A 20,025-nucleotide genomic window follows, 5' to 3' on the forward strand; every position below is an offset into this window, starting at 1 on the left:
TCGCCAAGGTCCCGTTGCTGCGCGACCTCCATGCATGGTCGACAGCGGTCGCCGCCGGCAGGCAAGGAGACGGAGCTGGCGCGGCCGAGATCTACGAACGCCACGCCGAGGCGCTCCCCGCACCGACGCGCACCTGGGGCACGGTGCAGATCGCGCGCCTGCTCGTGACGCAGGCGGCGTTGCGCGACGGCTGGGGGGAACCGGTGCCGTGGCTGCGCGAGCTGGAGGCGTCGTTCTTCGACCGTGGCCTGGAACGCGTCGCCCGCGATTGCCGATCGCTGCTTGGTCAGGCCGGTGAGCCCGTACCCCGCCGCCGGCGCGGTCAGGCGCCGGTGCCCCCAGGTTTGCGAGCCCTCGGCATTACCGGGCGCGAAGTCGAGGTGCTGTTGTTGATCGCGCAACGCAAGACCAACCGCGAGATCGCCGACGAGCTGTTCTTGTCGGTGAGGACCGTGGAACATCACATCGCGAGCTTGTTCACGCGCACGGGGGTGCACGACCGCGTCAGCCTGGCCGAGTTCGCCGCCCTCAGGAATGCGTAGTCGGTCCGCTTAGCTGCGTAGTCGGTCCGCTTAGCTGCGTAGTCGGCACCGATGTGCCAGATTCGCCACAGGCGCAAGATGACCACATCGAAACGGCAACGGGCCGTTCAGACCGAAAGGAAACGGAATGCGCCGCGTCTTTGCCTGATCTAGTCATCACACCCGACACAAACGCGAACCCGGCGGCCAGTCCGCCGGGTTCGTCGCGTTCCCGGGACCAAAATCGCCGCTTGACAAACATAGAAGGGTCGGGTGCGCCGAATCACTGGCGCGCTGCGGCCGAGGAGCGTTCCTCGCTGCAGTGTTTGCGGTGATTGGCGCATTGGTGCTCAGCGTCTACTTCCGACACGTCGCCGGGACGTCGCGGACGGGGTCGCAGGAACGGTACCGGTCGTGGTCGCGTCGAGGTGACGCGCCCGGAGCGGGCGCTCGTATCCTCGAGTCCCATGAGCGATTCCGCGACGATGGTGGTGAAGAACGTCAAGGTCTTTGATGGCGTGAACGACGATCTCGTCGAGGGCAACGTCGTCGTCTCGGGGAACAGGATCGGTGAGATCACCGACACGTTGCCGGCCTTTGCTGATGGTGTCGAGGTGATCGATGGTGAGGGCCGGGTGCTGATGCCGGGTCTCACCGATGCGCACTGCCATGTGATGGGGATGTGCCATTCGCTGCCGGCGATGATCCAGGGTGACATCGGGTGGATCTACGCGAACACCGTCGCTGCGGCACATCGCACGCTGATGCGCGGGTTCACCACGGTGCGCGATGCGGGTGGCCCGGTGTTCGGGATCAAGCAGGCAATCGATCAGGGAACGATTCCGGGCCCGCGGATCTATCCGAGCGGGGCGATGATCTCCCAGACGGCCGGTCACGGTGATTTCTCGATGAGCTATGACGTCGCGACCGCGCTCGGTGGGGCGCCGTCGCGCGGTGAATCGGTCGGTATGACACTCGTGGCCGACGGACCCGACCGGGTCCTCGCTGGTGCGCGTGAGCAGCTCAAGAAGGGCGCCACGCAGGTCAAGATCATGGCCGGTGGCGGTGTCACCTCGGCGTACGACTCGCTCGACTCGCTGCAGTTCACGATCGACGAGATCCGTGCAGCAGTGAACGCGGCCCACGATTGGGGCACATACGTGCTCGCGCACGTCTACAACGTCGAGGGAATTCATCGAGCGATCGATGCGGGTGTTCGCTCGATCGAGCACGGCCACCTCGCCGACGAGGACACCGTGAAATACATGAAGGACAAGAACGTTTGGCTCAGCACACAGCCGTTCGTGGTGCACGACCACCACTTCGCCGACCCGCGCACTCAGGCCAAGCACGAGCATGTGAGTTCAGGCACCGAGAACCTGTACGAGTGGTCGAAGAAGTATGGAGTGAACACGGCGTTCGGTACCGACATCCTGCTCGAGCCGGACAAGGAAACCCATCAGATCACCATGTTCGCCCGCCTCTCGGAGTTCATGGAACCCGTCGAGGCCGTCCGGATGGCCACCTCGACCAACGCCGAATTGTTTCGAATGTGTGGCGAGCGCGACCCCTACATCGACGCCCCACTCGGTGTCGTCGAGCCCGGCGCATGGGCCGACTTCCTCCTCGTTGACGGCGACCCCACCAAGGACCTGAGCTTCTTCGACGACTACGAGAGCACCATCCGCGTCATCGTGAAGAACGGCGTCGCCCACAAGAACACCCTCTGAACGCCGGTCTCGTCGGGATCCTCCACGTGCAGCATCTTCAACGGCGACCTCCCCACACCCGACGATCCGCTTCCCAAATTCTTGTCAGACCCGGACGCCGCGAACTTGATGCGCGCCGCCGCCGACCAAGATCCGCTCCGACGGTGGGTGGTCGAGATGCTCGCCCGCACCGCGCTGCGAGTCGGCGAGTTCTGCGAACTGACCGCCGACGCAGTCGTGTTCATGAACGGCCGGCACTGGCTGCGTGTGCCGATCGGCAAACTGCACAACGACAGCTACGTCCCCCTCCATCCGCAGCTCGTCGAACGACTCGACCACCACCAATCGAACCGGTCCGATGACCTGGATCGGCTCGTGGTGTTCGACGGCCGGCGCCTCGACCGCCACATGGTCGCACGCATGGTTCGGCGGGTCGCGAAGGCCGCCGGGATCGGCCGCGTCCACCCGCACCAGCTCCGCCACAGGTTGGAGACTCAGGCGATCAACCGCGGGATGAGCCTGGAGGCAATCGCTGCGATGCTGGGTCACAACGTTGCGGATGACGCTCGTCTACGCGCGCATTTGTCTGAGCGATTCCACGCATTCACACGCTCGTGTCGAGATGTGCATTCAGACGTAACGGATCGGCAACCCATCGTTGACGTCGCGTCCCCATCGTTGGTGGTGTCACCGAACGCATCGAACGGAGAACCAACCGCATGGACCTGTACCGCCTTCGAGTCGAGGTTGCTGACGACCCCGGCCACATCGGTCGAGTGCTCGTCGCACTCGGCGAATTCGCTGTGAACATCATCGAGATCGACTGCCACAACCTCGACGGCGACGTTCGCATCGACGATCTCTTCGTACACGCAACCATTGCGATCGACGTGCCGACGATCGCGCACGTCGTCGAGAAAGCCGGATGTCAACTGATCGAGATCCGACCGCTCTCGGTGCACGAACTCGAAGACCCCGTCACACGCAGCATGCGATACATCACCCAGGTTGCCACGGCCCACACGGTGACCGATGACTTGATCGCGTGGTGTGCGGGTGAACTCGTACGAGCCGACGTTTCCTGTGTGGTCGACTCACGAGTCGCATCCCCCGACAGCGCTGCAGGTCGTGCGCTCGCGCAAGGCGTTGCGGTTCACGAGCGTGAATGGGTGAAGCGGTTGCCGTCGAAGGGTGTTCAACCGTGGGCGCTCGCCATGCCCTTCGATGATGCAGCTCGACGTGCGGCCGTGGTCGTGTTCAGAACTGCATCGCGGTTCACCCGCACCGAAACCGCCCGGCTGCGAGCGCTGCTCGACGCCTCGTCCCGCAGCGTTCTTTCGACCGTTCCGGCAACACAGTGGGAGAATCCCGAGCCCACCTGGGACATTCGCTGACCTGCACCGTTGAACCGAGGTATGCGATTCGACCGGGATACTCATTCTCAAGCCGTGGCGTGACGACGGCGGTGAGGCGGTACCGGCGTCACGGTGTTCGTCCATCGGGCGGAGAACGTTCGCCCAGCGACGCAGTTCACCCGCTCAGGGTCCGGCAGCGGAGAGCAGCTCCGCCGATGCCGATGGCACGCTGCACGATCTGATCGGGTTTCGCCGTCCGATACGTGCCGCTACGAGCGGGTTGCAAGTCCGCACGAGGGCACGAATATGCGCTCATGGACCCCCGCTGCGGCGGGCCCGGTCCGAGCCGACGAGGCGGAGGTTGACGATGTACGTTGGCTGCCTCAACGAGGGGCGTCATGAAGACAGATGAAAAAGCTCAGCCGCCGATTGCTGCGGTGTTCTTCGACTTCGGTGGGGTGATCTGCAACGACCCATTCAGAGTGATGGCAGCCGTGGCGTCCAGCTCCGGCTTCGAGATGGCCGAGTTCGCCTCGATCGCCGTTGGGTATGGCGACTACGGCGACGGTGATCACCCGTGGCATCGACTTGAGCGAGGTGAGATCGAGGTTGCGGCCTACGAGCAAGCCGTCGTGACGATGGCGCGAGAACGAGGCCACGACGGGTTCCCGCCACTACCGGTGGATCTGATTCTGAGCCAGGTGCTCGTTGTTCGACCGGAAATGATGGAATTGCTCGGCGACCTCCGTGCCCAAGGGGTAGCGACAGCAATCCTCACCAACAACGTTCGGGCCCTTGGCGCATGGCGTGATACGGCTGACTGGGATCAGCTCGTCGACGCCGTCATCGACTCGTGCGAAGTTGGTATGCGCAAACCGGAGCATCGGATGTTCAACCACGCATGCGAGTTGCTCGGCGTGTCACCGGCGCAGGCTGCATTCCTCGACGACATGCAAGCGAACGTGGATGCCGCCGCAGAAGTGGGCTTGAGCACCGTTCTGGTCGCCGACCCGACGGACGCGATCGCAACGCTTCGCGAGCTCATCGAACGCTGAGCCATCCCGGCATTCTGCAGCGCGTGGCCGAGCACAGTCGTGCCGTACTCGGACGGGTTGTGTTGGCGAAGGGCGGTGTCGACATGCGCTGGTCCAAAGCGTCCGTCGCGGCCGGTCGCCGATCCAGCGTCAGCCTGTTCAGTCGAGGGTCTGTGCGGCGGACTCCTACTCCGCTGAGTCTGAGTCTGATTCGATTCCGTGAGCTGTCAACCGACACGAGGCGGTCTCGGACTCGCAACCGATGCGAAACGCTGACGCAACGTTGTGCCGACATCATCCCGTTATCGAAACGACGGCATTCTCGGCACCAATTCGCAAGATGATCGCTGGTGTCGCGGTCCTCGTCGCCGTCGGCGCCCTTGCGACGACCGGGTACGTCGTTGCCGGCTGGACGCTCGGAGATGCGCTGTACATGGTCGTCATCACCGTGTTCGCGGTCGGGTACGGCGAGGTCCAGCCGATCACATCGTGGCCGTTGCGCGGGTTGACGGTCACGTTGATCGTCGCCGGTTACGGCGCGGTGATCTACACCGTTGGTGGCTTCATCCAGCTCGTCGTCGATGGAGAACTGAACAGAGCCTTGGGGGCAAGACGTATGACCAGAGACATCGATCAGCTCGACGGACACACGATCATCTGCGGGTATGGCCGGATGGGGACGACGCTGGCGCGCGAACTGCAGGCTGCAGGGCAACCATTCGTCGCCATCGACACACTCGGCGGCGCGTCCCCGTTGGCCGACGAGGATGACGGCATCCTCGTCATCCACGGCGATGCCACGGAGGAAGACGTGCTCGAACGGGCGGGGATCCGCCGGGCGGCGGTGCTTGCCACGGTGCTGTCCGACGATGCGGCCAACGTTTTCGTCACGCTCACCGCGCGTGAGATGAACCCTGATCTGACGATCATCGCGCGCGGTGAGGACCGCCGAACCGAGAGCAAACTCCGCAACTGTGGAGCCGACACCGTGGTGATGACGACCACGATCGGCGCCGCAAAGATGTCGCAGCTGATCCTGCGCCCGACTGCGGACCAGTTGCTCGATCAGTTGACGACCCGATCGGAGGGTGGACCGGACCTCGACCACATCGGCCTGCGCTTCGACGAATTCCTCATCGAGGGCAGTTCGCCACTGGCGCTCAAGACGCTCGCCGAGATCGAGGTCAGCGGAGCCCACGGCTATCTGATCGTGGGGATTCGCGGTGTCGACGGGACGACCATCATGCATCCGCCGCAGACGACGACCCTGTCGATCGGCGATGTCGTGGTAGTCCTCGGGTACAACGACGACATCCCCCACTTCGCGACACGTCCACCTGCCCGCCGGTCGCCCAAGACGACGACCTATCGCGGTTTGACGACGACGACGTAGCGGGATCGGTCGTCAACGACGCGCCGCGAACCGGGGCGCGGCGGACGACCTCGAACTCACCTGATGAAGAGCATCTCCCGATACTTCGGCAGCGGCCAGTACTCGTCGCCGACCTCGGCTTCGAGGGCATCGGCGTGGCTGCGCACGCTGTCCATCAGGGGCCGAATCGTCGCTGCGCAGTACTTCATGTGCTCCTCGGTCGATGAGAACTCGTCGGCACCCATCGCACCATCGAGTTCGGCGACCGCAGTCAACAGCGAGTTCGCTTCGCCGGCGATGACCTTGACCCCCGACGTTTCGAGCTCGACGCCGATCGCCGCTGCAGTGCTGATCGTCGAGGTGAGCGATGCGAGGTATGTCATCGCCGCTGGGTAGAGCACCGTCTTGGCGAGCTCGGACGTCGTCTTGGCCTCGACGGCTATCGACATGATGTACTGCTCGGCATAGACCTCGTACCGGCTCTCGAGTTCGACCGGCGACAACACGCCGGTTCGCTCGAACAGATCGATCACTCCCGGTTCGAGGAAGGCCGGCAACGCGTCGGCGGTCGTCGGGATGTTGCGCAGTCCACGCTCCTCGACGGCGGCGGTGTGCCATTCCGAGGAGTAGCCGTCGCCGCCGAACACGACGTTGCCGTGCAGTTCCATCAGTTCCTTGAGGACGGTCGCCACCGCTTCGAGCTGGCTCGCCCCGCCGGCGAGTTGCGCCTCGAGCTTGTCGGCGATCCAGCCGAGCGAGTCGGCGAGCATCGTGTTCATCGCGACGAGCGGGCCTGAGACCGACTGCGACGAACCAACGGCGCGGAACTCGAACCGGTTGCCGGTGAACGCAAATGGTGATGTGCGGTTGCGGTCGCCGGGATCCCGGGTGAACGGCAGGATCTGTGAGAGCCCGAGGTCCATCACGCCACCGTCACTGGAGATTGAAACGTTGCCCTCCCTGATGTCGTTGAACACCGCTTCGAGTTGATCGCCGAGGTACACCGACAAGATGGCGGGAGGCGCCTCGTTCGCGCCGAGACGGTGATCGTTGGCGGCCGATGCGATGACGGCGCGTAACAGGGGGCCGTACTCGTGGACACCCCGGATGACCGCGCCACAGAACAACAAGAAGTTGAGATTGTCGTGCGGCGTGCTGCCCGGATCGAGCAGGTTGCCCTGCGTCGAGTTGCCGACCGACCAGTTGACATGTTTCCCTGAACCGTTGATCCCGGCGAACGGCTTCTCGTGCAGCAGGCAGACGAAGCCGTGCGCTTTGGCCGTGGACTTCATGATCGTCATCATCAACTGCTGATGATCGGCGGCGACGTTGGCGGCCTCGAAGTACGGCGCCAGCTCGAACTGGCCAGGGGCGACTTCGTTGTGGTGCGTCTTGGCGGGGATGCCGAGACGGAAGAGCTTGTCCTCGAAGTCCTGCATGAACACCTGGACGCGCTCCGGGATCGCACCGAAGTAGTGGTCGTCGAATTCCTGGCCCTTCGGAGAAGGTGCCCCGAACAGTGTGCGGCCGGCAAGCAGCAGGTCGGGCCGGCTGTTCGCAAAGTGGGCGTCGATGAGGAAGTACTCCTGCTCAGCGCCACAACTCGAGTTCAGCGTCTCGATCTCGGTCTCACCCATCAACCGGAGCACGCGCTGGGCGGCCTTGTCCATCGCCGCGTTCGAGCGCAGGAGCGGGATCTTCTTGTCGAGCGCTTCGCCCGTCCACGAGAAGAAGACGCTGGGAATCATCAGCGTCGCACCGTTGGCAGTGTGCATCACGTATGCCGGGCTGGTGGGATCCCATGCGGTGTAGCCGCGAGCGGCGTTCGTCATTCGCAGGCTGCCGTTGGGGAACGACGAACCATCCGGCTCACCCTTGATCAGCAAGCTGCCGGTGAACTCGGTGATCGCGTTCCCGTCGGAGTTCGTGACAATGAAGCCGTCGTGTTTCTCAGCGGTGATGTTGGTCATCGGGTAGAAGATGTGCGAGAAGAACTTGACGCCCTTGCTCAACGCCCAGTCCTTCATTGCCGCGGCGACGACATCGGCCGTCGCAGGATCGAGCGGAGCACCCGTCTGCACGGTCTTCTTCATCTCCTTGAAGGCATGCTTGGAGAGGCATTCCTCCATCGTGACGAGACTGAAGACGTCGCACGCCCAGATTTCGCTGAGGGGACCACCGGTCGTCGTGTGGGTCGGAGGCCTGCTCGTCACCTCGTTGATCGCCTGTTGGCGGACTTCGTTGCCACTCATGTTCGCTCCTTTGTCTTGGTCGCACTGGGCGCGGCCGTTTCGAAGTTGCTCGGTTTCGAGAGGCCCAGCCCAGCATTCGACAGCTCGAAGTCGGCGAACGTATACGGCGCTTTGTCCGCGCGAGCTTGGATCTCGGTCTGTTCTTGCGGCGTTCACGAGCGGTTGACGAACCGCGTCATTTCGGCCGCATTCCGTGCGATGTCGCCGCCGGGCTGAGCCGCCGGACCAAGGAGACGACCGTGAAGAGATCTTCGCGCTGTCTCGCACGTTGACCGTCGATCGAGCAAGGTCGACCGCATCGGACCGGAGCGCGACGATCTCGCCACGACGCATACCGGTCATCGCAGCGAGATGGAGCATCGGCCCGGCGCGGTAGTCCTCGGCGATCTCGCGGAAGCGACACATCATCGGGTGTCCACACGTTCATGTCCTGCGCCCGATCGAGCGCTGCCGCCAAGCTCGGCGCGTCGCCCGCCATCGCACACCGCCTCGACGGTCTCGCCGGCCAGCCAGATCCCGCCTGGTAGCGCACCGACGCGAAACTGATCGCCCCGGTCCTGTCGACCTTGCGCGAGGCCGACACCGGCATCGCCGCTTCCGGAACGGTCTCCTGGGTCGAACGCCGCGTCGTGATGTCGTCGCGCGACCTCAGGACACGTCCTGGTCGGGCTCCTCGTCGCGAGCGATGTCGGAGCGCGGCACGTCCGCGTTGGGTACCTCACTGGTGGGGGCGACGAGGGCAACGAACCCGGCGACGTCCTGACTGACGATCTTCTCGACCCGATTCACGAAGTGTTGGTGCGCCTCGGCCGCCGTCGCGAAGCCGGCGTACTCGCCGGCGGGCGACGCGTACAATCACCACTCGGTGCGTAACAGCTCCGCCGTCTGCCGGTACTGGAGCCAGCGGTCGCCTGGACGGAGGAACCCCTCGAGCGCGACTGCGACACCCACGACCCCGCCGACCAGCGCCGCTATCCGAAGACGGCGATGGGTGCGTTGGTTGCTCCCGGCCTTGGCCTCGAACCATTCCAGTTGGTCGAGCCAACGACCCTTCAAGTAGGCCGTCTGTCGAGCGGGCAGTCCGAGGGCCTCGATGGACGCCGACAACGAGGCAGCGGCGTCGTTCGCGGCAGGAGGTGGCATCGTGTTCATCGCCCCGACCCGCGGTCGGCGGACCCGGTCGGAGTTCGTTCTCGTTCGCACGGGGGTCGCCCCATCATCAGCTCCGTTTTCCGGGAAGGTGTTGACCCTGCCATGCGCGCCACGGTCGGCGTGGTGAGCAACGAGAGTAGCCGTTCGGTCGATGGCCGGGGCCACGACGCTCGCACACGGTCGCTCGGTCGGATGGTCTCGAGCGTGAAACCCGTCCCGGCCCGATGCGGCTGAGGTCTACCATTCAGGAGGTCGAGGGGACGGGGAACCGAGATGACCAGACTGCCATTCCAGTCCGAGAGCAAGGTCAATCTGCCGCAGGCGGTGCGATCCTACGGAAACGGGAAGATTCCCAAGGAGCTGCTGTTGCCGTGTGGCATCCGCAACTTCACGATGGTCGAACCTGCCGCGCGGGCGTGTCGTGCCATGGTGACCGCCGCAGCGGCCGACGGCATCCGTCTCGATGCGACGGGAACCTTCCGGAGCTATGACCAACAGGTGCAATTGTTCACCCAGCGGTACAGCAAGAAGCCGATCGCCGGCCGCAAGACGAAGAAGTGGAACGGCACGACGTACTGGCAGAAGCCCGGCGTCGCGATGGCCGCTTCACCCGGGACGTCGAAGCATGGTCTCGGGGTGACCGCCGATCTCGCACAGCGCAGCGCCGGAGGCCAGCTCGAATCCGTCGGCACCTCCACCCTCGCGTGGCTCGCGGCGCACGGTCCGGAGTTCGGGTTCTGGAACTCGGTGAAATCCGAGGCCTGGCACTGGCCGTACTTTCCCGGTGACGACGTCCCCGGCGCCGTGCTCCAGATGGAGAGGAACGGTGCGATCCGTCTCCAACCGGCCGTACCGTCCGACCCCACGCGCCGTGAGGCCTTCTATCGCCAACTGCCGTTCGGAGGGCTGCTCAGTAAGGGCTCGCGCGGACCGAGCGTCGAGGCCGTGCAGTGGGCGCTCACGCGCGCCGGCTTCGCCGCAGGAATCGACGGTGACTTCGGTCCGGCCACCGAGCGCGCGTTGCGCGAGTTCCAGGCAGCGAAGAAGCTGACGGTCGACGGGTTGGTCGGGCCGAAGACCTGGTCCGCGTTGGGATTGCTCCCCGACGCGCAACGCCCGCAGGAGAACGCCACCCCACCGCCAGCCACGAACTCATCGGCGACGAAGGCGTCCGCCAAGAAGATTGCCAAGAAGACACCGGTCACGAGGGCCTCAGCGACGAGGTCACCGGCGAAGAAGCAAACCGGCGGCCCGCAGCACGGCGCGATGGCCGCTGCGGCGGCGGCGCATCGAGCGGGCTTCCGCGGCGACGACGTGGTGGTCATCACGATGATCGCCGGCCGTGAGTCGCGGTGGCGGGCCGACGCGGTCAACCCACGGACCAGCGACCGCGGGATGTGGCAGATCAACTGGAAGAATCTCCAGTCGAAGGGATATGACGACCTTCGAGCAGGACTCGGCGTCACCACCGACACCGATCTGCTCGACCTCGACGTCAATGCCGCCGTGGCGCTCTTCATGTACGAGGACTCCGTCCGGTTCGGCAAGCCGTGGTTCCCGTGGCGCGGTTCGGAGGTCGGCCACGACGGGTCCGGACCCGGCTGGGATCCCAACGGGTCCCACACATGGCACACCGACGCATACGCCAGTGAGGCCGCTGCTGCCGCGAAGGCGGCGCTCGACGGCGGCGACGGATCGACGACGGCTTCCGGATCACCGGCGAAGCCGCAGCCGTCGGGACAGCCCGCGGCCGACGGACACCCGGTGGCGGGCGTGTACACGATGGGAGTGGGCGATTCCGACGGATTCATCGCGGTCGTCGGACGGTGCCTCGGAATCACCGACGCGGCGTGGTCCCTCCGCGTCGCGGCCGCCGAGGCCATTGCCGAGTACAACGGCGTCGACCTCGACTGCATCTGGACACCCGGCGACATCGTGCGCCTTCCGCCGTCGCTCGACGGCATCCGCAGCTACACCGTGCGGTCGGGCGACGGAGTGATCGCCATCGCGAAGGGCTTGGGCCTGGGGGGCGGAGCGGCGGCGCAGAAGCGAGTGACCGCGATCAACGCCTGGCAGGGCGAGACCCCACACGCCGGGGTCACGTGGTACGGGGGCGCCACCTGAGCGGGCCTCCGGTTTCCGCGTCGTGACCGTCACACACGCCGAGCGAGCGATGGTGTCCCGGGTCAGTCATGCATCTGCGGGCCCAACCCAGAAATGAACCATGCCGTCCCCGCCGGCGGTGAGCAGGTTGGCGGCCGCAGAAACGAAGCGGATCGAGGTCACCCGGTCCACGGGAAGGCCGGCGGCGTGCAACTCCCCGTCGCTGGTCCATTCCCGAAGCTGCCCGTCCGAACCGCTCACGACGATCGTGGCACCGTCCGGCGCGATGTCACACGCCGCGATCGATCCGGGGATCGCGGTCTGGCGGACACCGGCACCACTCGCCACATCGACCAGCAACAGCGCTCCACTCGAGGTGCCAACTGCGACGAGACGCCCATCGGCCGAGACCGCGAAGTCGCTGACTTCACCGGAACCATCATCCAGCACGATCGGTCGATGCACGTCCGTCGCAACGTCCCACCATGAAAGTCGACCCGGACTGGCCAGGAACGCAGCATCGCCGTTGAGGGGGAACTGAATTCGTGTGATCGCACCGGTACCCCGGAGCGACTTGAGGACGCTCACGCCATCCCAATTGTGAGAACGCCATGCCTGGACCGTGCCGTTCGAGTTCCCGGCAACCAGAGTTCCTCCGGAGCGTGTGAAGGCGAGGGCGGTGACCGCCGACTTCTTCTCCTTGTCCGGTACCAGAACCGCGCGTGTCTCGCCCGAGTTCGTCGCATAGACCCAGGCACAGCCGGCTGCTGCCACGGCCACCTGCGAACCGTCGGCGTCCATGCTGATATCGAGGGCAGGCGACGGAATCGTCCAGCTCATGATCGGCTGGTCGGAGTTGACCGACCAGATGGCGACGCGTTGGTCGGCACCGACACCTGGCGATCCACGATCTGTCGGCACTGGAGGCAACCCGAGCCACCGGTGATCCATGATCGAACCGCCGCCCCAGCCGAACGTCTCCGAGGCCTCCGGGAACGCGGGCTCGCTCGGCAGCGACACGTTGCTCGGCTTTCTCGGCGCTGATGCGTTCGGCTTCTTCGGTCGCAGCTTTCTCGGCGGTGATGCGTTCGGCTTCTTCGGCCGCGGCTCGCTCGTGCTCCGCTGCAGCCGCTTCGCGCTCGATCTGCTTCGCGCGGGCCTCGTCGAGAACACCGGCCTTCCATTCGTCGATGACCCGCTTCTCGATGGCGTCGACTTCGCTGTCGGTCAGGAGCAGGTCTTCCTGTCGCCGCGTGAGGTCATGCTCTGCCGCCCGGCTGAACGGATAGCTCTTCTGGATCTCGCGCCGCAGCGTCTTTTCGTACTTGGCGAGGTTCTGTCGCTTCTCCTTGATCGGCCAGAGTTCCCCCTGCTCGATTCGGTCCGCATCCTCACTCGAAAGCTCGAGCTGTTCGCGGAGCTCTTCGAGCGTGTCCCGCTCGATGTCGGAGATCTCACCGTCGTCGGCAATGAACTTCGCGACCTTCTTCCGGTAGCTCTCCTCGTTCTCCCGTCGCCGTTGTCGCAGCAACCCCCGCGTCTCCCGAAGCCTGTCGACTTCGCTCATGACACCCTTGGCCACGCGATAGCAGGCCTGGTCGAGCGTCCACGCATCAGAGGTCAACCAGATCTTGTCATCCGGGAGCTTGTCATCGGAGGGCAACGCCTGGAACTTGCCGAGCTTCGGCGTCAAGATGCACATCCTGACCAACACGGGTATGACAATCGCCGAACCCGCATCGTGGCGTGCGTGCGCCCTCGCGAGCTCGATCTCCTCGACGTACTTGGAGGTGAGGAATTGTCTGCTGATCAGCAGAAGAATGATGTCCGCTGATTCGAGCCGTTCGGTGATCAGGTCATCCCACTGAGATCCTGGTGGGATTGCTCGATCGTCCCAGACATCGACCCCTGGAATCTGGGAAAGATGACCGGTGAGGACTTCTCGCTCGACGTCGTCCTCGTGCGCATAGGAAACGAAGATCGTCACCGTCTCGGGAGATTCCTCCATGTCTCTGTCTCTCCTTTACGCCGGAACCGCGTCAAGACCGCGCAAGGCGCCGCCCCATTTCGGGTCGTGCATCGATCCTCAACCGGCTACGACGGCCGCAATGACGAGGATGATCCAGAACGCAAGTCCGACGATGGCAACGATGCGCGCGATCTGGATCTTCTGATCGCTCGACGTCGTACCCAGTTCGGCAGCGCCCTTCTTCGCCTGGCCGGCGAGAATGAAGGCGGGGATCATGGTGAAGAGTCCACAGAAGAACGACAGACCGGAGAGGATCAGCGACCAGTTCGCCAGCTTGTCGAGGCGAGTGAGTGGGTTCACGGCTTCGGCTGACATACGGCTCCCCTGTTCCGTTGGTGGCGAATCGCGTTGATGCCACGGTAAAAAGGGCGCAACACATAGCCAGAAAATATCGGGTTGGATTCACCCGTTGTTGCGTGGATGAGTGGGCGGATGCGCTCGGTGACGCTCGACGTACTGCTGGGTTCGAGAGCGTTGAACACCCCATCGGTCGGTGATCTCCGGCCTGACGAGCGTCTGATTCGGGACGTCAGTTGCTGACCGACACGTTGAGCGCGCCCGGATAGATCCGTCCCGCCTGATGGGTGGCGGCGTTCACGGTCATCGAACTCTGTCGTGCTTCGAGTGCTCCGACATAGTCGTCCATGATCTGGCGACCCTGGTCGTCGAGCGCCAGGATCGAAAAGCCGTCGAGGAGCATGTTGTACGGCTTCCACGTCCCGATGATCGTGTTCAGCAGGTCGAACGACAGGCGCACATCCTGGGGTTCGAGCGATTCCGGTACGACTGTCGGAATCGCGTCGTTGAGCGTCGAGTAGTCCCACACCGCGTTGTTGACGACGTCGTGGGTCGCCGAGGACGTGTGGAGGAACGTGGCGCAGATTCGGACCAGGCTTCTCCGATCGAGCGGCCTCCCGGCGCAGGGGTAGGTGGCCTCGTCGTCCAGACCGCTGGGCAGGAGGCGATCCAACGCCTTCCTCCAACGGTCGAGCTGTCGATCGTCGGCGACCGCAGCGTCGTCGGGGTAGTAGTGAGCCACGTAGCGCTCGGTGTAGGCGAGGTTGATTCTCCACAGGGCCATCGCGTCGTCCCACCACGGCAGGGCGATCGTCGCACCGCCGAGTCCACGGTGTTCGAACGCGACATCCGGATCGAGTGACGAGATGCGGAAGTCGTCGAGGTGCGCGTTGATCATGCTGACGAGCGTCGGATACTCGTGACTGAACAGGGTTGTCGCGAAGCTTCGTTCCCCGACGACCTGGAACTGCGCGAGCTCGTGATTTCCGATGAGCGTGGTGTGGAGCGACGGATGAAGCAGCCGCCGAATCGGATGGTCGGGATCGAGCTCGTTCGTCGACGCCACCGCCATCGGCGTGACGTACGCGAGGTGAATGGTGACGTTGTGAACGATCGTCGTCAGATGTGTGTTCAGAGCGCAGAGGAACGCGCGTTTCGCTCGCTCGAACGACACCTCGCCGGCCTCGTGCATCCGGCCTGCGTACACGATGCCGCGGGTCCGGAGCTGGTCGGCATCGACCGCGAACACGGCGAGGCCGCCGGGCGCGACGAGGTCGGGCTTGGGGTCGTATGCATCGAAGAAGCGCATGTCGATCACGAGATCGCCCGGAGCGACGACGGTGGTCAGACCGGCGAGATCGTCGAGCGTGGATCCGCTCTGGAGGTACATGGCGAACGGTCCGCTGACGGCCAGTGCCGCGAGCACGTCGTCCGCTTCGAGTTCGGGCGGGGTCCGGGGAGGGTGTGGCCAGATCTTCCGATAGCGCGCGGGATAGATCTGGTCGAGCAGACCGGCATGGTCGGTGGCGATCGGCCCGGACCGGGCGGTGGGAATTCTGGACACGATCGGTCGGAGCTTCGCCCGGAAGCGGATGGCCTTGGCACGAGACTTCGCGTGCTCGGTGCGGGGGAAGTTGAGCGGTGTGAACAGCCGTGCGAGTTCCGGTGCCACGGGTTCGACGTCGATGCGTTCCGGCCCGGGAACCTCGATGGGCAGGACCTGGTGGTCACGGAATCCCCGTGCGGTGACCCTGCCGAGGATCCACCTGTACACGGCGAATCTCAGTCGGGCCAGCATCGGGTCATCGGCGCGAGGAGTCGCCGGTCCAGGGGTCCCGTCCGAGATCCGGGTCGAATCCCCGCAGCGGGTGGCGCTGAGGGTCGAGCGTGGCCGCGGTGTCCCACGGCTCGAACGCGTTCTTGACGTTGCCGAGACCAGTCGATTCGAGCTCCGGGTAGTGGCGCAGGATCACGTTCTTGAAGCTGGAATCGTCGACCCACTGCAGGCCCTGCTTCGAGTACACCTCCTCCCGGTAGTCGTCGGTGAAGAAGCGGTCCGCCTGCAGACGTCGACTGGCGTTGAGGATGAAGATCTGGAACATGGTTTCACCGAAACCGAAGCCGTGCGGTCGATGACCCTCGGCGAGGGTGCCGACGAGCAGGTCGAGCGACTCGACGTCGTCCCCGTAGACCTCCTCGATCCTGGCGACCGCCGCCTTGTCCGGGGTCAGCTCGTCGAATGTGCTGATCGGGTTGAGCCCGAGCTGGCGTCGGAACTCGTTGTAGCGGGGAACGCCCCGCTCTCGTGCGCGCAGGATGTCGACCGCACCCAGGTCGAACATCGGGTTGCCCGGAACGCTGAGCTCCTGCATGAAACGCGGGTAGTTGTTCAGGGCGAGGCTGCCCGGGTGCTGGTTGCCGAACGAATAGAACAAGTTCGCCATTCCGACCCGTTCGGTGACCTTCCGCGATCCGGCCTGTCGACCGGCCGGGAACGGAAGCGTCTCGATCGCTTCGCCGGTGTCGCGATCCTTCAGATCGAGTGCTTCGGGGAGCAGCGAATGCAACCGATAGACCTCGACGAACTCCTCGGTGAGCCCGAACGGTTGACCGTGTTTGTTGATCCGATTGCCGACCAGGCCGCCCATCTCGGGATTCTCGACGTTGTACGTCGCGACCGTCTTGCGGCCCGCTGCCTTGCGAAACTTGTAGGTGAGCAGGCCGAACCAGTTCGAGTTGAGACCGAGTACGAGGCTCTCGTTGGGCAGGATCGCCGGTGTCCACTCGATCGAGTGGATCTTGGCCATCACTGCCGCATTGACCAGTCTGGCGACATTGAACAGTTGGCCGTCGTCCCATTCCGGGTGGTGCTGCTTCAGGTGGTCACAGATCGCGTTGTGTTCGCGGGCGAACAGGGTGTGCAGCATCGAGAGGCCGACCCACCAGTTGCGCACCATCCCGCTGTCCTCGACGCCGTTCGCTCCGAGCGGCAGCGTCGCGTCGTCGTCGAGGCGGAGTTTGCCGTCGACGCCGCTCCGCAGTCGGTCCTGGGTCGCCTGGTCACTGCCGTAGATCTGGGAGCCGTCCCACCAGTGCGTCACCTCGTTGATGAACGTCACCGGTGTCTCCTCGCCCGATCCCATCCGTGTCGGGTCGGGTTGGGTGCGGCCGACGAACATCTTCGATTGGCGGAACTCGATGCGCGCCGGATCGTCCTCGGCCAAGGGAATCTCGACGATGTCGCGCTCGAGGTTCTCCCCGTGTGTGATCCAGTCATGATTCTGGAACTGGATCCATGACGCGGCCAGCATGTTCAGGAACGGCACCTGCTCCATCTCCGCGCCCCTCGTCAAGAGCCTGCGACTGACCTCGCGGGGGTTCGGCGACATCAATTCCGTGTCATCGGCCGGCCTGATCGCGGTGTTGTCGACGTTGCGCGGGAACCGCGTTCCCGCGGCACCTTCCTTCGGGTCGTCGAGATTGTTCCAGCTGCCGTCCGCGGTGCGGTAGTGCGTCACGCCTTCGGGTCGGTCGAGACCGTCGGGCAGGAATCCGATCCTCGTCCCAGGGGGATACGTCGACATCAGATTGTCCCGGTTGAGCTTCTCGCGCATGTACGCCAGCGTCAGGACGCCCGTGTACACACGCTTGCGGTACCAGTTGGTCCACACCTCTCCGCGGTACTGCTTGCCGAACGTTCGGGTCAGGAATTCGAACGCGACACCGCCCACGCTGCCGAGGACATGGCCGATGACGTTTCGAACCCGGCGCCAGATCGCAAGCTGCGGTCGCTGCGCCGGTGGAGTCGGGAGCCGCGGTGACTCGGGCGGACTCAACAGGTGCTCGCGGTCGAAGTACCGAACGGGCGGTACCGCCACGTCGATCTCGGCGGTTGCGTTCGCCCTGCTCAATGCCTCCATCAGCCTCCAGTTCGACCGATCACCGGCCGCCTCCAGCGCTCGCGCGTAGTGTTCCGCCGCGTCGCCGTAGCGTTCCGCGTGGTACTGGGCGAGGCCGGCCAACGCGTGGCTCTCGCCGCTCGGGTCGTCGCTCGCGATCTCGTCGAGCAGCGTCACGGCGCCCGCGAAGTCGCGTTGCTCGATCAGTCGATTCGCCTCGTCGCGGGCGCCCTCCCACCCGGCGGTCGTGTCGTCCGTGCCCATGATGCCTCCCGCAGATCGTTGCCCGAACGTGTCGTCGATGATCGGGTCGCCACGAGCGGCGAGATCACTGGATTGTCGACGTACCGATCCGAGGCCACCCACAGTAAGCCATCCGGGAGGGCACCGCGATCAGATGGCGAGGCCCTTGGCGACGACCGGAGTGAGACGGTGGATCTCGGGTGGACCGGCGAGGAACCCGCCCGAGGCAGCCATCGCCTTGCGCATCCCGTCGCCCGTGCCGTGGGCCGCAACGGCGTCATCGTCGGCGTAGATCTCGAAGAACCAGTAGACGTTGTCGGCATCGCGATGTGCGGAGTAGACCTCGAGGCCCGCTTCTTCGTTGCTCGCTTCGATCAACGCCTCCAGAGCAGCTTCGAACTCGCTGTTCTTCCCCTCGGCACACGTGAGCTTTGCGATGAGTGACGACTTTGCCATCGCCCCAAACTACTTCGATGACGTGCTCGGCCCGAGGTGGAGCGATGTGCTCGGCCTCCTGATCTCGGGTTGCAATCGGCCCGTCGGGTCGCTCGACGTCGGCGAGCATCTGCGACACTGAGACATCGAATCTCGTTCGAGTGCACGATTCCAGGCGCTTCGTGAGCGTGCTGTGGGGACCGACGATGCACCGCGAGTCGGCACGCTGTCTCGCCCCGCACGATGGATCGCTCGTCCGGTCATGCGCACCCTCTACCGCGCCCGAGTCGAGGGATTCGACAACATCCCGGCCGATGGTCCGGCCATCATCAGCCCGAATCATCGATCGTTCTTCGACTCGCCGCTGGTGATGGCGATGACACCGCGTCCGGTCGTCTTCCTCGGCAAGGCCGAATACATGGACAGCCGCTCGACCAAGTTTCTCTTTCCGGCGATCGGCATGGTGCCGATCAAACGTGATGTCAAGCGGGCATCGATGGCCGCGCTGCACACCGCCGCGTCGCTTCTCGACGACGGACGACTCGTCGGCATCTATCCGGAGGGGACGCGCTCGCGTGACGGCTTCCTCCACCGCGGCCACTCCGGTGTCGCGCACCTCGCGGTGATGACCGACGCGCCGATCATCCCGGTCGGCATCGTCGGCACCGAACACGTCCAACCGATCGGTTCGTCGCTGCCGAAACCGTTCCAGCAGCCGGTCACGATCCGCTTCGGCGAGCCGATCCATCCGACCAACTATCGGTATGGCGGGAGTCGGAAGCGCCGCCAGCGGATGCTCGACGACGTGATGGCCTCGATCGCGGCCATGACCGATCAGGAACGGTCGCCGGACTTCGCGTCGGACGAGCCGCCGCTGATCCGGGGAGGGAGCGAGAGCGTCTACCGGGTCACCCGCCACGTAGCTCGCGGGCTGAGCTGGCGTCACGCCGCAGAACGAGCGGTGTTCGACGGCTGCACGCACTACGACGACGCCCGCGTGGGTGAGGTGAGCGAACTCCGGTGCCGCGTGTCCCCGACCGGAGACGTCGAGTTCGAGACGAGGATCTCGATCTCGACGAGGTTCCGGCCGAGCGACGGCTGACAACAGACGAATCAACCAGAAGGAGAGCGAGATGTCCGAAGCAAGCGTGTACCGAGTGGTCGAGCTGATCGGTTCGAGCAGCGACTCGTGGGAGGACGCGGCGCGCAATGCGGTCCGCGAAGCCTCACGCACCTATCAGGACCTGCGGGTCGCCGAGGTCGTCATGATGGACGTCCTCATCGAGGACGGCGACATCATCGCGTTCCGCACCAAGCTGAACCTCAGCTACAAGAGCGCCGCGGACTGAGCCCGGTCGGGCGGACGACGCGCCGTCCGTCCGGCCGTCGTGTCACGGCCGTTCGGACCGGATCGACCTCGGCGCGATCAGGCGTTCGAGATGGTGATGTGTGATCTGCCAGCCGGCGTCGGTGCGGATCAGTCGATCGTCGTAGATCCCCCACAGAACGATCAGCTCGTCGGGATCGCCGGCGTTCTCGTGCGTGGCCTGGACATAGCTGCGCAGATGGGCCCGATCGCCGTCGATCTCGACCTCCTGGTTCGTGATCTGGTGATGGGTTGCGC

The 20,025-nt window shown here is 64.8% G+C and carries 20 protein-coding genes and 1 pseudogene; 11 read left to right on the forward strand and 10 right to left on the reverse strand.

What is annotated here, in order from left to right; all coding sequences use genetic code 11:
* The 6 genes from WBV89_RS19650 to WBV89_RS19675 form a co-directional block, all read left to right on the forward strand.
* Nucleotides 1-542 (forward strand): response regulator transcription factor (locus tag WBV89_RS19650; RefSeq protein WP_423983018.1); only part of this gene is annotated, 542 nt, incomplete at its 5' end.
* 446 nt (nucleotides 543-988) lie between these two features.
* Nucleotides 989-2,251: an amidohydrolase family protein gene (locus WBV89_RS19655; protein WP_423983019.1), complete on the forward strand. Its 1,263-nt coding sequence runs from the start codon at nucleotides 989-991 to the stop codon at nucleotides 2,249-2,251.
* A gap of 108 nt (nucleotides 2,252-2,359) precedes the next feature.
* A complete protein-coding gene (locus WBV89_RS19660) occupies nucleotides 2,360-3,037 on the forward strand; it encodes a tyrosine-type recombinase/integrase (protein WP_423983036.1) in 678 nt (225 codons plus the stop codon).
* Nucleotides 2,950-3,624 (forward strand): hypothetical protein, encoded by a 675-nt coding sequence (locus WBV89_RS19665; protein ID WP_423983037.1) that lies wholly within the window; start codon nucleotides 2,950-2,952, stop codon nucleotides 3,622-3,624. Before WBV89_RS19660 ends, WBV89_RS19665 begins: the two co-directional genes overlap by 88 nt.
* Nucleotides 3,625-3,983: 359 nt before the next feature.
* Entirely contained in the window at nucleotides 3,984-4,640 is a 657-nt protein-coding gene (locus tag WBV89_RS19670) for an HAD family hydrolase (protein WP_423983020.1), read from the forward strand.
* A gap of 319 nt (nucleotides 4,641-4,959) precedes the next feature.
* Complete coding sequence (locus WBV89_RS19675) at nucleotides 4,960-6,012, forward strand: potassium channel family protein (RefSeq protein ID WP_423983021.1); 1,053 nt, start codon at nucleotides 4,960-4,962, stop codon at nucleotides 6,010-6,012.
* A gap of 56 nt (nucleotides 6,013-6,068) precedes the next feature.
* On the opposite strand, the gene WBV89_RS19680 is transcribed toward WBV89_RS19675, so the two are convergent.
* From WBV89_RS19680 to WBV89_RS19690, 3 genes are all read right to left on the reverse strand, one after another.
* Nucleotides 6,069-8,243, reverse strand: a complete 2,175-nt coding sequence (locus WBV89_RS19680; protein ID WP_423983022.1) for a glutamine synthetase III — start codon at nucleotides 8,241-8,243, stop codon at nucleotides 6,069-6,071.
* A 648-nt stretch (nucleotides 8,244-8,891) separates the two neighbouring features.
* Complete coding sequence (locus WBV89_RS19685; protein ID WP_423983023.1) at nucleotides 8,892-9,098, reverse strand: hypothetical protein; 207 nt, start codon at nucleotides 9,096-9,098, stop codon at nucleotides 8,892-8,894.
* Entirely contained in the window at nucleotides 9,099-9,395 is a 297-nt protein-coding gene (locus WBV89_RS19690) for a DUF4231 domain-containing protein (protein ID WP_423983024.1), read from the reverse strand.
* 273 nt (nucleotides 9,396-9,668) lie between these two features.
* Between WBV89_RS19690 and WBV89_RS19695 the strand changes: the two genes are divergently transcribed.
* The gene (locus tag WBV89_RS19695) at nucleotides 9,669-11,519 is read left to right on the forward strand and encodes a D-alanyl-D-alanine carboxypeptidase family protein (protein WP_423983025.1); all 1,851 of its coding nucleotides are present in this window, start codon (nucleotides 9,669-9,671) and stop codon (nucleotides 11,517-11,519) included.
* Between the two features lie 66 nt (nucleotides 11,520-11,585).
* Here the strand turns inward: WBV89_RS19695 and WBV89_RS19700 are convergent, their stop codons facing one another.
* Nucleotides 11,586-12,338 (reverse strand): WD40 repeat domain-containing protein, encoded by a 753-nt coding sequence (locus WBV89_RS19700; RefSeq protein ID WP_423983038.1) that lies wholly within the window; start codon nucleotides 12,336-12,338, stop codon nucleotides 11,586-11,588.
* Nucleotides 12,339-12,447: 109 nt separating this feature from the next.
* Between WBV89_RS19700 and WBV89_RS19705 the strand changes: the two genes are divergently transcribed.
* Nucleotides 12,448-13,332, forward strand: a complete 885-nt coding sequence (locus WBV89_RS19705; protein WP_423983039.1) for a hypothetical protein — start codon at nucleotides 12,448-12,450, stop codon at nucleotides 13,330-13,332.
* Here the strand turns inward: WBV89_RS19705 and WBV89_RS19710 are convergent.
* From WBV89_RS19710 to WBV89_RS19730, 5 genes and pseudogenes are all read right to left on the reverse strand, one after another.
* A pseudogene (locus tag WBV89_RS19710) lies at nucleotides 13,222-13,506 on the reverse strand (toll/interleukin-1 receptor domain-containing protein); the annotation flags it as partial. The gene WBV89_RS19705 and the pseudogene WBV89_RS19710 sit on opposite strands and share 111 nt — an antisense overlap.
* A 78-nt stretch (nucleotides 13,507-13,584) precedes the next feature.
* Nucleotides 13,585-13,842 carry a hypothetical protein gene (locus WBV89_RS19715; RefSeq protein WP_423983026.1) on the reverse strand — a complete coding sequence of 86 codons (258 nt, stop codon included), beginning with the start codon at nucleotides 13,840-13,842 and terminating at the stop codon, nucleotides 13,585-13,587.
* A 214-nt stretch (nucleotides 13,843-14,056) separates the two neighbouring features.
* Nucleotides 14,057-15,622 carry a lipoxygenase family protein gene (locus WBV89_RS19720; protein WP_423983028.1) on the reverse strand — a complete coding sequence of 522 codons (1,566 nt, stop codon included), beginning with the start codon at nucleotides 15,620-15,622 and terminating at the stop codon, nucleotides 14,057-14,059.
* A 4-nt stretch (nucleotides 15,623-15,626) separates the two neighbouring features.
* Entirely contained in the window at nucleotides 15,627-17,987 is a 2,361-nt protein-coding gene (locus WBV89_RS19725) for a peroxidase family protein (protein WP_423983029.1), read from the reverse strand.
* 129 nt (nucleotides 17,988-18,116) lie between these two features.
* A complete protein-coding gene (locus WBV89_RS19730; protein WP_423983030.1) occupies nucleotides 18,117-18,422 on the reverse strand; it encodes a putative quinol monooxygenase in 306 nt (101 codons plus the stop codon).
* On the opposite strand from WBV89_RS19730, the gene WBV89_RS19735 reads away from it, so the two are divergent.
* From WBV89_RS19735 to WBV89_RS19745, 3 genes are all read left to right on the forward strand, one after another.
* Nucleotides 18,403-18,543, forward strand: coding sequence for a hypothetical protein (locus WBV89_RS19735; RefSeq protein ID WP_423983031.1), 141 nt, complete (start codon nucleotides 18,403-18,405; stop codon nucleotides 18,541-18,543). The two genes, WBV89_RS19730 and WBV89_RS19735, sit on opposite strands and share 20 nt — an antisense overlap.
* Nucleotides 18,544-18,663: 120 nt before the next feature.
* Entirely contained in the window at nucleotides 18,664-19,503 is an 840-nt protein-coding gene (locus tag WBV89_RS19740; protein ID WP_423983032.1) for a lysophospholipid acyltransferase family protein, read from the forward strand.
* Between the two features lie 31 nt (nucleotides 19,504-19,534).
* Nucleotides 19,535-19,750: a dodecin family protein gene (locus WBV89_RS19745; protein WP_423983033.1), complete on the forward strand. Its 216-nt coding sequence runs from the start codon at nucleotides 19,535-19,537 to the stop codon at nucleotides 19,748-19,750.
* A gap of 42 nt (nucleotides 19,751-19,792) precedes the next feature.
* Here the strand turns inward: WBV89_RS19745 and WBV89_RS19750 are convergent.
* The coding region (locus WBV89_RS19750) for a nuclear transport factor 2 family protein (protein ID WP_423983035.1) at nucleotides 19,793-20,025 on the reverse strand (233 nt) is incomplete at its 5' end.

This window comes from Ilumatobacter sp. (assembly GCF_049588435.1).
Lineage (GTDB): Bacteria > Actinomycetota > Acidimicrobiia > Acidimicrobiales > Ilumatobacteraceae > Ilumatobacter_A.

Bases quoted from the DNA above. Each gene is read 5' to 3' on its own strand.
- WBV89_RS19675 (WP_423983021.1), top strand. From the start codon at position 4,960: ATGATCGCTGGTGTCGCGGTCCTCGTCGCCGTCGGCGCCCTTGCGACG.
- WBV89_RS19665 (WP_423983037.1), top strand. From the start codon at position 2,950: ATGGACCTGTACCGCCTTCGAGTCGAGGTTGCTGACGACCCCGGCCAC.
- WBV89_RS19725 (WP_423983029.1), bottom strand. From the start codon at position 17,987: ATGGGCACGGACGACACGACCGCCGGGTGGGAGGGCGCCCGCGACGAG.
- WBV89_RS19705 (WP_423983039.1), top strand. From the start codon at position 12,448: ATGATCGAACCGCCGCCCCAGCCGAACGTCTCCGAGGCCTCCGGGAAC.
- WBV89_RS19735 (WP_423983031.1), top strand. From the start codon at position 18,403: ATGAGTGACGACTTTGCCATCGCCCCAAACTACTTCGATGACGTGCTC.
- WBV89_RS19660 (WP_423983036.1), top strand. From the start codon at position 2,360: ATGCGCGCCGCCGCCGACCAAGATCCGCTCCGACGGTGGGTGGTCGAG.
- WBV89_RS19690 (WP_423983024.1), bottom strand. From the start codon at position 9,395: ATGAACACGATGCCACCTCCTGCCGCGAACGACGCCGCTGCCTCGTTG.
- WBV89_RS19730 (WP_423983030.1), bottom strand. From the start codon at position 18,422: ATGGCAAAGTCGTCACTCATCGCAAAGCTCACGTGTGCCGAGGGGAAG.
- WBV89_RS19655 (WP_423983019.1), top strand. From the start codon at position 989: ATGAGCGATTCCGCGACGATGGTGGTGAAGAACGTCAAGGTCTTTGAT.
- WBV89_RS19720 (WP_423983028.1), bottom strand. From the start codon at position 15,622: ATGCTGGCCCGACTGAGATTCGCCGTGTACAGGTGGATCCTCGGCAGG.
- WBV89_RS19745 (WP_423983033.1), top strand. From the start codon at position 19,535: ATGTCCGAAGCAAGCGTGTACCGAGTGGTCGAGCTGATCGGTTCGAGC.
- WBV89_RS19700 (WP_423983038.1), bottom strand. From the start codon at position 12,338: ATGAGCTGGACGATTCCGTCGCCTGCCCTCGATATCAGCATGGACGCC.
- WBV89_RS19740 (WP_423983032.1), top strand. From the start codon at position 18,664: ATGCGCACCCTCTACCGCGCCCGAGTCGAGGGATTCGACAACATCCCG.
- WBV89_RS19670 (WP_423983020.1), top strand. From the start codon at position 3,984: ATGAAGACAGATGAAAAAGCTCAGCCGCCGATTGCTGCGGTGTTCTTC.
- WBV89_RS19680 (WP_423983022.1), bottom strand. From the start codon at position 8,243: ATGAGTGGCAACGAAGTCCGCCAACAGGCGATCAACGAGGTGACGAGC.
- WBV89_RS19715 (WP_423983026.1), bottom strand. From the start codon at position 13,842: ATGTCAGCCGAAGCCGTGAACCCACTCACTCGCCTCGACAAGCTGGCG.
- WBV89_RS19695 (WP_423983025.1), top strand. From the start codon at position 9,669: ATGACCAGACTGCCATTCCAGTCCGAGAGCAAGGTCAATCTGCCGCAG.